Below are 14,693 nucleotides of genomic sequence, written 5' to 3'. Positions count from 1 at the left end.
ATGCGGCCGGGACGGCTGTGCTCCGCGCCTCGGCCACCGCGCCGGACCGGCTGGTCGTCAGTCCGGCCGGTGACTTCGATCGTGCGGGTGCGGGCACCGGCCGGTACTCCACCGCCGACGTCGCCATGGCCGACAGGATCACCTACCGCGCCTTCGCGGTCGCCCTGCTCGACGAGATCGACACTCCTCGCCACCACCGCACGCGCATCGGTGTCGAAGAGGCGTGAGAGGGCGGCCCGGCGCTCCGCAGGTCGCCCGGGTGAGTGGGCGGAGGCCGGTCGTCACCGCGGGTCCGGGGGTGCCGAGCGTCGTTCGGCGGGAAGTCGGGCGAGCAGTTCCTCGGTGTGTTCGCCCAGGGCCGGGGCCGGGGCGCGGAAGGTCTCGAGGCCGGCGCCGAAGGTCACCGGGAAGCGGGCCTGTGGGCAGGCGGTGGGGCCGTCGGGGGTGCTGAACAGCTGCCGGGCGGTGGTGTGGGGGTCGGCCAGGAGCTCACCGGGAGTGGTGAGGACCGGGGCCCAGGGGGCATTGAGGGCATCGAGGCGCTCCTGCCACCAGGCGTGGTCACGCGCCAGGAACACTCCGTTCAGCAGGTCGCTCACGGCCCGCCTCGCGGCGGTGCGGTCGGCGCGCCGGTCGTACGCGGCGGTGTCCAGCTCCGGGAATTCGTCGGCCAGTTCGGTGCGGAAGGTCTGCCAGAACTTGTCCTCGAACGTGGCGAGGGAGAGGCGGCGCCCGTCCGCCGTGGTGAAGGTGTCGTTGTCACCCTGCACCAGGCCCGCTTCGAGGGGATCGGGGATGTCGCGCAGCGGCAGTGCGAAGAGGGAGCACCAGGCGGTGATGGATTCGCTGAGGGACACATCGATGTGCTGGCCCTGGGTGTCGTTGCCGAGGGCGGCGGTCAGGGCGAGGGCCGCGTGCATGGCTCCGGCCATGTCGCCGATCCGGACGCCGGGGCGGGTGATCTCGCCGTCGAGCCGTCCGGGGACGGTGAAGAAGCCGGACAGACCGAGGAAGTTGAGCTCGTGGCCGGGCTTCTGCGCGTAGGGCCCGCTCTGCCCGTAGCCACTGAGCGAGCACAGCACGAGGCGCGGATTGGCCTCGTGGAGGGCGGCGAAGCCCAGGCCCATCCCGTCGAGGACGCCGGGTCGGAAGCTCTCCACCACGGCGTCGGCGGTACGCACCAGGTCCAGGAAGGTGTTCCGGCCGTCCTCGTCGCGCAGGTCGAGGGTGATCGACCGCTTGTTGCGGTTGAGCGCGTCGAAGAGATCGGGGGCGATCCTCAACGGGTCGCCGGTGGGCGGGGATTCGACCTTGATGACGTCGGCTCCGAGGTCGGCGAGCATGGACGTGGCGTAGGGGCCCGGCAGCAGCCGGGAGAGGTCGAGGATGCGCTTGCCGGTCAGCGACGACCAGGCGGGGGCTGCAGGGTGGGCGGGGGTTGTCATCGGGTGCACCTGTCCTGCGGTGTGAGGGCCGTCTCGCGATGGGTGGGCGGGGGCGGGGTCAGACCATGAAGGCGAGGCCGTGGGCGATGCCGTTGCGCTGGATCTCGGAGGTGCCGGTCAGGATGCGGAACATACGGATCTTGCGGAACAGGAACTCGATCTCGTTGCCCTGGGTGAGGCCTTCCTTGCCGTGGATCTGGACGGCCTGGTCGAGGATGCGGAAGGCGGACTCGGCGACGAACAGCTTGCTCATGAACGCCTCGACACGTACGTCGTTCCCCCGGTCGAGGGCGGCGAGCGCGGCGTAGGTCATGGAACGGGCCGCGTACAGCTCGGTGGCCATGTCGGCGACCTTGTGCTGGATCGACTGGAGGGCCAGCAGAGGCTGCCCGCCCGCGACCTTGCGGGTGCGGGTGCGCTCCAGGGTGAGGTCGAGGGCGCGGCGGGTGGCGCCGATGACGGTGGGGCAGTGCAGGAGCCGGTTGGTGGTGACGCGGCCGAGCGCGATCCGCATGCCCTTGCCCTCCTCACCCAGGAGGTTCCGGGCGGGTACGTGGCAGTCGTCCAGGAGGATGTCGCTCTCGATGTGCTCGCCGGACATGGGAGTGGCGCCGTCGAGCACCTTGCAGCCGGGGCTGTCCAGGTCGACGAGGAAGGCGGAGAAGGCCGGCTTCTCGCCCTCCTGTTCACCGGTCCCCGCCATCCGGGCCACGACGATGGCGAAGTCGGCGAACGGGCCTGCGGAGCTGAAGACCTTGTGGCCGCTCAGGCGGTAGCCGTCGCCGTCGCGGACGGCGGTGGTGCGCATGGACCGGACGTCGGAGCCGGCGTCGGTCTCGGTCAGCGAGAAGCAACAGGCGCGCTCGCCGCGCACCAGGGGCAGCAGATACGTGTTCAGCTGGTGCTCGGTGGCGTGCCGCATGATGTCGCCGGCGCGCAGCGGTCCGCCCATGTCGCCGAGCACACTGTGTCCGAGCACCCGCCCGCAGGCCCCGATCTCCTCCTTCAGGGCCGCCAGCGCGGTGTGCGAGAGGTTCTGTCCGCCGTACTGCTCGGGCAGATGGATGCCGTAGAAGCCCAGTTCGCGGCTGCGCCGCCAGACGGGTTCGAGGTCGGCGCGGGTGAGGCGGCTCTCGTAGGTGATGCCTCGCTCGCGCTCGTAGTCGGCCAGTTCGCCGTCCAGGTAGTCGCGCAGTCGGCCGACGAGGTCGGCGAGCCGGGGGTCGTCGTCGTAGGTGGGGCGCAGGGAGAAGGTCATGTCGTGGAGGTCCTTACCGGTCGAGGGGGTGGTGGGGTCGGTTCGCGCGGCCGTCAGTTCACGCGGCGGTCGGCATCGGCCCAGAACGGTTCGCGCACGGCCTTGCGGTCGAGTTTTCCGTTGCGGTTGTGGGGCAGCTCCGCGACGAACTCGACGGACCTGGGCTTCTTGAAGCGGTCGAGCCGCTCGACGCAGAACGCGGTGATCTCGTCGGCGCTCGGCGCATGGCCGGGGCGGGGCACGATGACTGCCTTGACCGCTTCGCCCCACGTCTCGTCGGGCACACCGATGACGCAGGCTTCCTGGACACCGGGGTGTTCGTACAGGGCGGCCTCGACCTCGGTGGAGTAGATGTTGAACCCGCCGGAGATGATCATGTCCTTCTTGCGGTCGACGAGGAACAGATAGCCGTCCTCGCGCATCCAGGCGAGATCGCCGGTGTGGACCCAGCCGTCACGGAAGGTCTGCGCCGACAGCTCGGGCTCCTGCCAGTACTCGCGTACGCAGTCGGGGCCGCGGACGATGAGTTCACCGACCTCGCGGGGCGCCAGCGGCCGGCCGGCCTCGTCGACGATCCGGACCTCGGTGTCGTACGTCGCCCGTCCGCAGGACTGGAGCAGTTCGGGGTCGTCCGCGACGGCGTGGGCGATCTCCTGGCTGCTCAGTCCCGCCACCACGCTGGTGGTCTCGCCCAGGCCGTAGCCCTGCGCCACGACCGGGCCGAAGAACCGCACGGCGTCGCGCAGGCGCTGGGGCGAGATGGGTGCGCCGCCCACGCGTACGCCGGTCAGGCTGGAGAGGTCCCGCACGGCCGCGGCCGGGTGGGCGAGCACCATGTTGACCATGGCGGGGACGAGGAACGTCGCGGTGATGCGTTCCTTCTCCACCGTGTCCACGAACGCCTCGGCGCTCCAGGCCGGCAGTACGTGGGTGGCCGCCCCGGCGAAGACGTTGGCCAGCAGGGTCATGCCGGTGGCGTGGGTGATCGGGCCGCAGGCGAGGTAGCGGGTGCCGGGGCGGGGGCGGGACTCGTCGCTCATCAGCAGTTTGCGCATGTTGGCGAGGCGATTGCCGAAGGTCTGCACGGCCGCCTTCAGTGCCCCGGTGGATCCGGAGGTGAAGTTCAGGACGCACGGAGCGTCCTCGTCCACATCGACGGCGACCGGGGCGGCATCCCCCTCGCCGAGCAGCGCCCGGTAGCCGAGGACCGCGGCATCGCCCGGTGTCGTGGCCGGGTCCGGACCGTCCTCCAGGAGCACGGGGAGACAGCCGGTGCCCGAGGCCTCGATGGCGGCCAGCGCGTCCTCCCGGTGCGCCGCGTCGAACACGAGGACGCGCACCGGCGCGTACCGGAGGATGTGCTCGATCTCGCCGCGCCCCAGCCGGGCGTTGATCGGCGCACGCACCAGTCCGGCCTTGTAGAGGGCGAATTCGACCTCGACCAGCTCCCCGCGGTTCCAGGCCAGGGAGGCGACCGCGTCGCCGGGGCGCAGTCCGCGGGCGGTCAGGGCCGAGGCGAGACGGTTGGCCGCGCTGTCCAGCTCCGTGTACGTCCATGAACGCTCACCGCAGACCAGGGCGGTGGCGTCGGGCCAGTAGCAGGCGCTGCGGGTGAGGTAGGTACCGAGGTTCATCGACGATCTCCAGCCTTACAGTCCAACTGATTGAATACAACAAGAACGATTACAGACACAATGTTTTGTATCTTGTGGGCTGTCAAGAGCCATCTAGACTGTGCGCGGACCACGACGGGGCGATCCACGACAGGGCGAAGGGGGCCGCATGGCCGAGGACAGGCGCACCAGACGCACCCGCAGGGCGCTGGGCGGAGCACTGGTGGAGCTGGTGCTGGAGCGCGGCTTCAGCGCGCTCACCGTCGAAGACATCACCGAGCAGGCCGATGTCGCGCGCGCCACGTTCTACGCGCACTTCAAGGGCAAGGACGATCTGTTCGCGCGGGTGACCTCCGACCTGCTCGAACAGCTCGCGCAGCGCCTGGAGCCGGCGGTCGCCGGCAGCGCCGTCGGCTTCACCGGCAAACCGCTGCTGGAGATGTTGCGGCACGTCAGCGACGAGCGGGACGTCTACCGGGTCGTGCTGCGCGGCGAGGGGGACGGCAAGCCGCTCCAGATGTTCGTGGACGCCTGCGCCGCCGCGACGGCGCGGGAGTTCAAGGCCCGCGCCGAGCGCAACAGCGTCCAGCCGCGTATCGACGCCGACCTCCTGGCCCGGGTCTGGGTGGGTGAGCAGGTCGCCGTACTGCGCTGGTGGGCCGAGCAGGACACCCCGCCGATGCCCGCCGAGGAGGCGGTGCGCATGCTTCTCGACCTGGCCCTGCACGGCCGGTACTGGGCCAGCGGATTCACCACCCCGGACCAGGACTGACCGGTGGCGCGCGCCCGGTTCCGCGGCACAGCGGGCGCGCGCGGCGCTACTGGACGGCGGCGCCCAGCCGCGCCGCGTCCCGGGCCGGACGGATGCAGCAGACCGACACCGCACCGCAGACGATCATGACCGCCGCCGCCAGGGCGAACGACTGGGTGTAGCCCTCGCTCGCCGAGGACGCCGAGTCCAGCAGCCGGCCCGTCAGCGACGGGGCCAGCAGGCCCGGGAGCGTGCCCGTCGCGGCCACGATCCCGAAGAGCGCACCGCGCTGGGAGGCCGGCACGACCGCCGCTGCCGTCATGTAGTGCAGTGGGAACGCGATGGAGTGCACCGCGAAGGCGACCGCGATCAGGGCGAGCCGCACCGGCAGCGGCCCGACGAAGGGGAACACCGCCATCGCCGTCCCGGCGCACATCACCGCCACACCCTGTGGCACCCCGATGGAGAGCCGCAGCGACAGGCCGCGCCGGGTCAGCCGGTCGACCACGGGGGACAGTGCCAGCAGCAGTACGAAGCTGAGGGCGGCCACCGCGCTGAGTACCGCCGCCGCCGTTCCCGGGCTCATGGCGAGTTCGTTCCTGAGGTACGACGGCAGCCACGCCTGACTGAGGGTCATCGCCCACGACGCCCCGAAGGCGCTGGCCACGCTCCCGATCACGGTGCCGCTCAGCAGCAGGCGGCGGTAGGGGACACGGGCGGGCCCGGCGGTCTCGGCCCGCACCCGCGCGGGGGGCTGGTCATAGGGTCCGTCGCGCCCGACGAACCACCACACCACGCTCCACGCCAGGCTCGTCACGGCCAGCGCGAAGAAGGCGGCACGCCACCCGAACCCGGTGATCAGCCAGGTCACCACGGGTGCCGCCACGAGAGTTCCGAGGGCGGCACCGCCGATCTGGAGGGCCGAGGGCAGACCTCGGCGGCCCACCGGAAACCACTTGTAGAGGGCGTGCATCGACATCGGGGTGGCCGGCCCCTCGGCCGCGCCGAGCAGCACCCGGCCGGCGACCAGCGTGGGCACGGCGGCCACGATCAGGACCGGCAGTTGGGCCACGCCCCACACCAGGCACATCACGAACAGCAGGACGCGACTGGAGATACGGGCGGCGAGGAAGCCGACGACCAGCCCGGAGAGGCTGAACAGGATCGAGTAGGAGCTGGAGATCAGACCGTAGGTGCTGTGGCTGATGTCCAGCTCTTCCATGATCGGGTCGGCCGCCAGTCCGAGCACCGACTTGTCCGCGAAGTTGACGATCATGAACGTGACGATCATCGCGGTGACGAGCCAGGCGCGGCGCCGGTCGAACGCCGGTGGTCCGAGGTCGCCGGACCCGTCGAGGACCAGCGGCGGTGATGGCTGCGAGGGCATGGGAGGACTCCTGCGGTTCGGGAGAAGCAGGGGGCGAATGCTCTTGTGACGGGACACGCCGCGCCGGAATGCCTCACGGGCGGCGGCGGGCGTACGCGGGCAGCGGTGCCCATCCCGTCCAGGCACGCATCTTTCGAGGGTGCGACGACAGAGAAACTGAACTATGCGTTCATTAGCAGGCTGTCGATTCGGCAACGTAACCCGCTGGACACTTCCGGTCAATGGTTCTACCCCAAGCGAGGTGCCAAACCCCGAGTCGACCAGCAGAAATGCCCATTCCCGGTGGCGAGGTGCTCGCAAAAACAGACGATGTGTATGGTAGCGATCAAGTCGTCATTCAATGTCGAGGAGCGCGCATGACCGACGCACCACTGGCGAATCTCCCCTGGTCCCGGGGCTACACCGACCCGGAATGGGTACGCCGCTACACCACATCGGGCCGGGAACTGCTGCCCAGCCGGCGGGTGTGGCGCGGACCGGGTCCCGCCCGCGTCCTGCGGACGGACGACGCGGGCATCGACGGACTCACGATCGCCGCACCGGACGGCCGCACCCTGACCCTCCAGGACCTGTTCGCGGCCGCCCGGACCGAAGCTCTCCTGGTGATGCACCGCGGCACCCTCGTCCACGAGGACTACCCGCAGGGACTACGGCCCCACGACGCCCACTTCAACGCCTCGGCGGCCAAGTCGTACATAGGCCTGGTGGCAGCCGCACTGGCCCACCAGGGGGTCCTCGACCGCGCCGCGACGGCCTCCTCGTACATTCCCGAACTGGCCGGGACCGCTTTCGGGGACAGCACCGTCGACCATCTGCTGCACATGGGGACCCAGGTCTCCTACGCGGGGCGCCCCTTCGACAAGGCCATCGAGGCCCAGCGCTACTTCGCGGTCGTCGCACCGCCCCTGCGCCCCTACGGCTACAGCGGCCCCACCGGCATCCGCGAGCACCTCGCCACCGCACGCGCGACAGCTGCGCCGGGGAGCGCGTTCCGCTACGAGAACGGCCATGTCGAAACGCTCGCCGAAATCCTCCGCCGCGTCACCGGCACCACCACCTCGGCCCTGCTGAGCGACATGGTCTGGTCCCACCTCGGCGCCGACGAGGACGCCTACTACGTCCTGGACGGCGAGGGCACTGAAGCCGCCTGCGGAGGATTCAGCGCCACGGCCCGCGATGTGGCCCGGCTCGGCGAAATGATCCGCTGCGGCGGCGCGGTCGCGGACCGGCAGATCATTCCGGAAACGGTGATCGCCGCCATCCCCGACGCCCCGAAGGGCTACACCGAGCGCGTCCGGTTCCCCGCCGCGCCCCCCAGCGCCCCCGCCACCCTCTCGTACCACGACTACTGGTGGATCCTGAACGACCCCGACGGCTCCTTCATGGCCAGCGGCATTCACGGCCAGCGCCTCTTCGTCTCCCCCGGGCTGGAGACCGTCATCGTCCACTACGGGTCCCAGGTGATGTCCCCGGTCGCCCCGGTGGCCCCGCTGGTTCCGGCGTTCCTGCAGATCGGCGCCCACCTCCGGCGCTCGGCCTGACCGCGGAAACCACGGACCGGGGGGCACCGCGCCCGGCGGGCTCCGCCCGGACGCGTGTGCCCCCGCGCTCACGCGGGTGACGCCTCCCGACCCGCCGCCCCGTCCGCGCCCCGGGCCGCCACCGGCACCGGCTGCTCCGCCCCGGCCCGCGGACGGGCCTTCCACAGCACGACGGTCGACAGGGTGAAGAGCAGCAGGTTGCCGATGCTCAGCTGCGCCCCCTGGAGCGCGATCCCCGGCGCCAGCATCGCGACGAGGCCACCCACGGGAAGACAGATCAGCGGGTTCACGAACCACGCCCACCGCGGGAGGGCCGCACCGCCCCGGAGCACGCACACGGCCATCCAGACCGAACCCAGCACCCAACAGACCATCAGCGCCGCGTAGGCGATGAACAGCACGTTCGCCAGGTCGCCCGGCAGGGCGGCGAGAGCGGCGGACCGGTCCCCCGAGGCGTCGACCGCCTTGGCCGCCTGCCCCCAGTAGAAGAACGAACCGTGAACGAAGGGAGCGATCGCGAAGCCCGAGATCAGCAGCAGGAACGGCGGCTGGGCGAGCAAGCGCCTCGCCGGCCGGAGCCCTTGATACAGGTGCCAGCACGCGAGCAGGTAGAGCGGGCCGGTCAGCACGCCGAGCAGCGCTCCCCACGCCAGCCGCGCCGTGGACGCCGGGAGCATCGCCGCCAGCGAGACGCCGGACATGCCGTCGTAGTCACCCAGAACAGGGTGCAGGTCGGCCGATGCCACCGGCGTGCCCAACAGCAGAATGTCGCCCGCGAGCCAGGCGATCGAGGCCAGAATCCCCGCGATGCCGGCGAGCCTCACTCGCCCGACCGCCTTGTCGTCCGTCACTGTGCCGGCCTCCCCTATCGCGATCCTGTTTAGGTAAGGCTAACCTTACCAATGGATCCCATCGGCCATGCCCCGGCATTTCCGGCATGGGGTGCGACCGCGCTCGACCTCCGATGGCACCGGGGAATCGAGGGAGACATGACACTCACCCCGAGTCGGCCCGGACCTCCCCCATCCCCGGACCTCCCCGATCCCCAGACTTCCCCGACTCCGGATCTGCCCGATCCCACAGGGCACCCCACATCCGCCCGGGGGGAGGAATCGCCCCGCCCGCCCGTCGGCACCGAACGCGTCGATGTCAGGATGGTTCCATGACGAGCAAGGTTTACTTCGACATCACCATCAACGACGAGCCCGCAGGGCGGATCACGTTCAAGCTGTTCGACGACATCGTTCCCAAGACCGCGGAGAACTTCCGCCAGCTGGCGACCGGCGAGAAGGGCTTCGGTTACAAGGGGTCGTCCTTCCACCGGATCATCCCCGACTTCATGCTCCAGGGCGGCGACTTCACCCGGGGCGACGGCACCGGCGGCCAGAGCATCTACGGCGCCAAGTTCCCGGACGAGAACTTCAAGCTGTCGCACACCAAGCCGGGCCAGCTGTCCATGGCCAACAGCGGCCCCCACTCCAACGGCTCGCAGTTCTTCATCACGACGATCGTGACGTCGTGGCTGGACGGCAAGCACGTGGTCTTCGGCGAGGTCGACGACGAGGACAGCATGAAGCTGGTCAAGAAGATCGAGTCCCTCGGCTCCCAGAGCGGCCGCCCGCAGGCGAAGATCACCATCGCGGACAGCGGCACCGTCTGAGCCGCACACACACCCGCTGAACGAGCGCGCCGCCCGGCATTCCCGCCGGGCGGCGCGCTCCGTCGTACCGGCGGCCGGACAGTGCCCGGCGTGCCCGGTACCTTGCCGGGATGGGGAACTTCTTCCACGGCGGGGGCCGCGATCTGTCCCTGTCCAACGGGGGCACGGCCGTCTTCGTCGACGTACTGATGCTGGTCGTGTCCGATCTCGCCGAAAGCGTCTGGGAGTACCGCTTCACCACCCTGTTGACCCTCCAGGACCAGAGCGTCATGGGGCGCGGAGTGGTCGGCTTCGATCTGGAGGACATCGACTGGGGCCGCTCGCCGCGCGAACGGACGGCGGCGAAGGACTTCGTCCTGCGAATGCTCGATCTGGCCCTGCGCAGGCACCGCTGGGACGAGCTGGGCTACGACCCGCCCTTCGCCGAGGGATATCTGCGGCAGTACCGGGAGATGGTCGAGGCGTTCGACCCCGCCGACGCCGGGCGGCACGCCGGCGCAGACTCCCCTTTCCCCGGCCCGGAGGAGGCCACCGTGGCCATGTGCGTACGCCACCGCGTGCTGTGCGCACCGGCGCACTGGGAGCCGTGCGTCTTCTGCAACGCGTCGCGCTGAGCCCCGCGACCGGGGCGCAGGCGTGGACGCATGGGCATGGCACGGGCATGGCATGGGCGCGGGCACGGCCATAGGCATGGGCATGGGCATGACTGTCAACCGAGAGTTGACACCTGGGGACTGTCAACCTACGGTTGACACATGGTGAATCCCGTACGCCCGACGCATCCCGTACGCCTCGACGAACTGATCGAGGCCATCAAGAAGGTTCACACCGACGCCCTCGACCAGCTCTCCGACGCGGTGATCGCCGCGGACCACCTCGGTGACGTGGCCGACCATCTGATCGGACACTTCGTCGACCAGGCCCGGCGCTCCGGCGCCTCCTGGACCGACATCGGCAAGAGCATGGGGGTGACCAGGCAGGCAGCCCAGAAGCGGTTCGTGGCCAAGGACCCCGGCGAGGTGTCGGATCTCGACCCCAGCCAGGGGTTCAGCCGCTTCACCCCGCGCGCCAAGAACGTCGTGATGGCCGCGCAGAACGAGGCCCTCGCGGCACACAACAACGAGGTGGGAACCCAGCACCTGGTGCTGGGGCTGCTCAGCGAGCCGGAGGGGCTGGCCGCGGCGTTCGTCAAGGCCCAGGGCATCACCCTGGAGGCCGTTCGCGAGGCCGCGACCGAGGCGCTGCCGCCGGCCGTGACCGGCGAGCTGCCGGAGATCGTGCCGTACGACGCCGGGGCCCGCAAGGCGCTGGAGCTGACGTTCCGGGAAGCGCTCCGGATGGGCCACAACTACATCGGCACCGAGCACATCCTGCTCGCGCTGCTGGAACAGGAGGACGGTACGGGGGTGCTGACGGATCTCGGCATCGACAAGGCGGCCGCCGAGGCGGGCATCGCCGAGGCCCTCAGCCTGATCACCGCCCCGCCGGAGAACGGCTGAGCGGTACGGCGCCGGCCACCGCACGACGGTGGCCGGCGCCCGGCTCCCCCGCCGACACGGCGAATTCCGGCCAGTGCACGGCGGCCGGGGCGTCGAGGGCGAGACGGCTCCGGCTGACGTGGAAACGGCACATGGAACGAGCGGCTCTCGGTCATGAACCGTCCGCCGACCAGGGCTTTCTTCTCCTTCGGCAGGGGGCTCCCGCTCCCGGAAGCCCGCGCGCACCGCGGATCGCCGGCCGTCCTGGTGAACGGTCAGCGGACTCCCGCTTCGAGCCGAAGGCTCCAGCGGCCCGGCGCACCGGTCAGCGTGACCGTGGAGAGCGGCCCGACGTCCACGCTCCAGTACGCCGACGGCGGGGCCTTGAGCGCGTACACGAGGGCGGCCCGGACGACCGCCGGTTCGGCGACGGCGACGATGGCGCCCTCGCACACCGGGCGGGTGTCCAGCCAGCCCCCTACCCGCGAGATGAACGCGAGCAGCGGCTCGCCGCCGTGCGGGGCGGAGCGCGGATCCGCGAGCCAGGCGTCGACCGCCGCAGGTTCGCACGCCGTGACGTCGGCGAGGGTGCAGCCCCGCCAGCGGCCCATGTCGCAGTCGCGCAGGGCCGGTTGGACGAGCGGGGCGAAGCCCAGCGCGTCGCCGGTGGCACGGCTGCGCGGGGTCGGCGAGCAGTAGCGCAGCTCGGCGGCGCCCAGCGGGATGAGAGCGGGCGCGGCGAGCCTGATCTCGTACAGGCCGGTGTGGTCGAGCGGCCGGTCGTCGTCGAAGCGCTCGGCGAGCAGGGTGGAGCTGCGAGCCGCGGCGACCAACGAGACTCTGGAAGTCATGGCGGTGATCGTGGATCCGAACACCCTTCCGGTCAAGAGGGCCTCCACAAGTCCGTCCGGCCCGGCCCGGAACGAGGCGGATCCCACCCCACCCGCCCCTGATTGGCCGGAACCGCCCTTCTCATGGGGCACACGGGCCTCCCCGGTCAGCGCCGCGGGCCGCCGCCGGAACCGGTCAGGACCTCGTCGCAGGCGGTGCGCAGCCGACGGATCCCCTCCGCGATCTCGGCCGCCCCGGTGGCCGCGGCAAAGCTCAACCGGATCTGCGGGGACGGGGGTTCGGCGCAGAAGTAGGGGCGGCCGGGCGCGATGGCGACGCCCGCGCGCAGGGCCGCCGAAACCACCGCGGACTCGTCCGTACCGGCCTCCGCGTCGGGCAGGCGCAGCCAGAGGCTGCCGCCGCCGGCGGGGAGGTGCGGGAGGGTGAGAGCGGGCAGTTCCAGGCTCAGGGCCGTCGTCATGGCGGTGCGGCGGTCGCGCAGCCCGGTCGACACGGAACGCAGGTGGTGGCCCCACGCCGGGGAGCCGACGAGTTCGAGCGCGGCCTCCTGGAGCGGGCGGGGGACGAAGAAACTGTCGACGACCTGGATGGCGCGCAGCCGGCCCAGCACCGGCCCGCGGGCGGCGAGCGCCCCCACCCGCAGGCTCGGCGAGGCGATCTTGGTCAGGGAGCAGACGTGGACGACCACCCCGTCCGGGTCGTCGGCGGCCAGGGGGGCGGGCAGCGGCCCGGCGTCGTCGTGGACGAGCCGGCGCGCGAAGTCGTCCTCGATCACGAAGGCGCCCGCCGCGCGGGCGATCCGGACCACCTCGGCGCGCCGCCCGGGGGCCAGGACGGCGCCGGTCGGGTTCTGGAAGAGCGGCTGGCAGACGAAGACCCGGGCGCCGGTGGCCCGGAACGCCGCTTCGAGCAGCTCCGGCCGTACGCCGTCGGCGTCCATGGGCACCGGTACCGGCCGTAGTCCGGCGGCGCGGGCGACCGCCAGCATGCCCGGGTAGGTGGGTGACTCGACCAGCAGCGGGGCACCGGGCGGGGCGAGTGCGCGCAGTGCGGTGGCCAGGGCGCTCTGGCCGCCCGCGGTGATCAGTACGTCGGCGGCGCCGAGCGCGGGTCCGATCTCGCGGGCGAACCAGGCCCGCAGTTCGGTCAGGCCGTCGGTGGGCGGCCGGTCCCAGGCGCCGGGGCGGCGGCCGGCCCGGGCGAGGGCGGCGGCGAGCGCCCGCTCCGGCTGGAGGGAGGAGTTGAGGTAGCCGCCGTTCAGCTCGATGACTCCGGGCGGCGGTGCCGCGAGCGTGACCAGGACCCCGGAGGCGTCGACGGTGCGGGGCACCGCTTCGGGCCCGCCGTCACCGCTGAGGGAGACCTCCTGCCAGGAGGTGTCGCCCGGCGGGGGCACTTCGGTGCGGGGCTGCGCCCGGAAGGCTCCGGAGCCGGGCCTGGTGACCACGAGCCCCTCGGCGACGAGCTGGGCGATGGCCCGGGAGACGGTGACGGGGCTGACCCGGAAGCGCTCCACCAGGGCCCGGCTGGACGGCAGCTTTCCACCTGGTGAGTAGCGGTTCACCTCACCCCGGAGGGATCCGACGAGTTCGGCGACGCTGCTACGCTCTTGCATGAGAGCACACAGTAGCGCTATTGACGACAGCTCGATAGCGGTCGGCCCGTCGACCGGTATCGGTCCGGGCAGCGAAACCGGCGTCGGCACAAGCGCCGATGCCGAGGCCGGTGCCGGTACAAGCACCAGCACCAGCAGCACCGCCGCCACCACCGGCCGCGGGTCGCACCGCGGCGGCCTCGCGCTCGCCGGGCTCGGTGTCTTCGCCTTCTCGCTGACCTTTCCCGCCACCGCCTGGGGCCTGGAGGGCTTCGGCCCCTGGTCCCTGGTGGCGCTGCGCACCCTGCTCGGCGCGGTGATCGCGGGCGCGGCCCTGCTCCTGGGACGCGTCGCGCCGCCGGACCGCCGGCACTGGGCCGGGCTGGCCGTGGTCGCCGCGGGCGTGGTGATCGGTTTCCCGCTGCTGACCACGCTGGCGCTGAAGACCTCGACGACCTCGCACGCGGCCGTGGTCGTGGGCCTGCTGCCGCTGACCACCGCGGTGTTCTCCTCGCTGCGGACCGGAGCACGGCCGTCCCGCGCCTTCTGGATCGCGGCACTGGCCGGCGCGGCCGTGGTGATCGTGTTCACCGTGCAGCAGAGCGGGGGCGAGCTGTCCGGCGGCGATCTGTATCTGTTCGGCGCGCTGCTGATCTGCGCGGCGGGCTACACGGAGGGAGCCAGGCTGGCCCGGGTCGTGCCGGGCTGGCAGGTGGCCGCCTGGTCGCTGGTGCTCTGTCTGCCGCTCGCCGTGGTGGGGACGGCGCTCGCGCTGCCGGCCGAGCCGGTGCGGCTGACCGCGCACGGGGTGATCGGCCTGGTCTGGGTGGCGGCCGGTTCGGCCTTCCTCGGGCTGTACGTCTGGTACCGGGGGATGGCGGAGATCGGGGTGCCCCGGGCCAGTCAGCTCCAGCTCGCGCAGCCGCTGCTGACCCTGCTGTGGTCGTTCTTTCTGCTCGGCGAGACGGTCCCGGCGGCGGCGCCGGTGGCCGCGATCGCGGTGCTGCTCTGCATCGCGGCCACCCAGCGGACGGGGCGTGACCGGCGTACCCGGTGAACGCCCCGTACTCCCCCGCCGGGCGAAGTCGACTTTCGGTCATAGACTTGTCGACAT

At 71.5% G+C, this 14,693-nt stretch carries 14 protein-coding genes; 7 read left to right on the top strand and 7 right to left on the bottom strand.

Annotated elements, in window-relative coordinates; translation table 11 throughout:
* Window positions 1-17 precede the first annotated feature (17 nt).
* On the top strand, window positions 18-227 hold the full coding sequence (locus ABZ622_RS11940; RefSeq protein WP_360542218.1) for a hypothetical protein: 210 nt from the start codon (window positions 18-20) through the stop codon (window positions 225-227).
* A gap of 54 nt (window positions 228-281) precedes the next feature.
* Here ABZ622_RS11940 and ABZ622_RS11935 read toward each other — a convergent pair whose 3' ends face one another.
* From ABZ622_RS11935 to ABZ622_RS11925, 3 genes are read right to left on the bottom strand one after another with little or no spacing between them, the layout of a single operon-like run.
* Window positions 282-1,445, bottom strand: a complete 1,164-nt coding sequence (locus ABZ622_RS11935) for a CoA transferase (RefSeq protein ID WP_360542217.1) — start codon at window positions 1,443-1,445, stop codon at window positions 282-284.
* Window positions 1,446-1,503: 58 nt separating this feature from the next.
* Window positions 1,504-2,703, bottom strand: coding sequence for an acyl-CoA dehydrogenase family protein (locus tag ABZ622_RS11930; RefSeq protein ID WP_360542216.1), 1,200 nt, complete (start codon window positions 2,701-2,703; stop codon window positions 1,504-1,506).
* Window positions 2,704-2,756: 53 nt separating this feature from the next.
* Window positions 2,757-4,337 (bottom strand): AMP-binding protein, encoded by a 1,581-nt coding sequence (locus ABZ622_RS11925; protein WP_360542215.1) that lies wholly within the window; start codon window positions 4,335-4,337, stop codon window positions 2,757-2,759.
* 148 nt (window positions 4,338-4,485) lie between these two features.
* Here ABZ622_RS11925 and ABZ622_RS11920 point away from each other — a divergent pair, with 148 nt between their 5' ends.
* Window positions 4,486-5,088, top strand: a complete 603-nt coding sequence (locus ABZ622_RS11920) for a TetR/AcrR family transcriptional regulator (protein WP_360542214.1) — start codon at window positions 4,486-4,488, stop codon at window positions 5,086-5,088.
* 46 nt (window positions 5,089-5,134) lie between these two features.
* Here the strand turns inward: ABZ622_RS11920 and ABZ622_RS11915 are convergent, their stop codons facing one another.
* On the bottom strand, window positions 5,135-6,454 hold the full coding sequence (locus ABZ622_RS11915) for an MFS transporter (RefSeq protein ID WP_360542213.1): 1,320 nt from the start codon (window positions 6,452-6,454) through the stop codon (window positions 5,135-5,137).
* A gap of 356 nt (window positions 6,455-6,810) precedes the next feature.
* Here ABZ622_RS11915 and ABZ622_RS11910 point away from each other — a divergent pair, with 356 nt between their 5' ends.
* Complete coding sequence (locus tag ABZ622_RS11910; RefSeq protein ID WP_360542212.1) at window positions 6,811-7,995, top strand: serine hydrolase; 1,185 nt, start codon at window positions 6,811-6,813, stop codon at window positions 7,993-7,995.
* A gap of 68 nt (window positions 7,996-8,063) precedes the next feature.
* Here ABZ622_RS11910 and ABZ622_RS11905 read toward each other — a convergent pair whose 3' ends face one another.
* Window positions 8,064-8,846, bottom strand: coding sequence for a DUF6796 family protein (locus ABZ622_RS11905; RefSeq protein ID WP_360542211.1), 783 nt, complete (start codon window positions 8,844-8,846; stop codon window positions 8,064-8,066).
* 311 nt (window positions 8,847-9,157) lie between these two features.
* Between ABZ622_RS11905 and ABZ622_RS11900 the strand changes: the two genes are divergently transcribed.
* From ABZ622_RS11900 to ABZ622_RS11890, 3 genes are all read left to right on the top strand, one after another.
* Window positions 9,158-9,655: a peptidylprolyl isomerase gene (locus ABZ622_RS11900; RefSeq protein WP_360542210.1), complete on the top strand. Its 498-nt coding sequence runs from the start codon at window positions 9,158-9,160 to the stop codon at window positions 9,653-9,655.
* A 110-nt stretch (window positions 9,656-9,765) separates the two neighbouring features.
* Window positions 9,766-10,269, top strand: coding sequence for a hypothetical protein (locus tag ABZ622_RS11895; protein WP_360542209.1), 504 nt, complete (start codon window positions 9,766-9,768; stop codon window positions 10,267-10,269).
* Window positions 10,270-10,410: 141 nt separating this feature from the next.
* The gene (locus ABZ622_RS11890; RefSeq protein WP_360542208.1) at window positions 10,411-11,154 is read left to right on the top strand and encodes a Clp protease N-terminal domain-containing protein; all 744 of its coding nucleotides are present in this window, start codon (window positions 10,411-10,413) and stop codon (window positions 11,152-11,154) included.
* Between the two features lie 254 nt (window positions 11,155-11,408).
* Here the strand turns inward: ABZ622_RS11890 and ABZ622_RS11885 are convergent, their stop codons facing one another.
* Both ABZ622_RS11885 and ABZ622_RS11880 read right to left on the bottom strand, forming a co-directional pair.
* The gene (locus tag ABZ622_RS11885; RefSeq protein ID WP_360542207.1) at window positions 11,409-11,984 is read right to left on the bottom strand and encodes a histidine phosphatase family protein; all 576 of its coding nucleotides are present in this window, start codon (window positions 11,982-11,984) and stop codon (window positions 11,409-11,411) included.
* Between the two features lie 146 nt (window positions 11,985-12,130).
* Window positions 12,131-13,600 (bottom strand): PLP-dependent aminotransferase family protein, encoded by a 1,470-nt coding sequence (locus ABZ622_RS11880; RefSeq protein WP_360542206.1) that lies wholly within the window; start codon window positions 13,598-13,600, stop codon window positions 12,131-12,133.
* Here ABZ622_RS11880 and ABZ622_RS11875 point away from each other — a divergent pair.
* Window positions 13,599-14,636, top strand: a complete 1,038-nt coding sequence (locus ABZ622_RS11875; RefSeq protein ID WP_360542205.1) for a DMT family transporter — start codon at window positions 13,599-13,601, stop codon at window positions 14,634-14,636. The genes ABZ622_RS11880 and ABZ622_RS11875 overlap by 2 nt on opposite strands.
* The last annotated feature ends 57 nt before the right edge of the window (window positions 14,637-14,693 follow it).

The organism is Streptomyces sp. NPDC007164 (genome assembly GCF_040634135.1).
GTDB classification, from domain to species: domain Bacteria; phylum Actinomycetota; class Actinomycetes; order Streptomycetales; family Streptomycetaceae; genus Streptomyces; species Streptomyces sanglieri.
The sequence above is the reverse complement of the archived record's forward strand: the minus strand, read 5'-3'. Positions and strand labels throughout refer to the sequence as shown.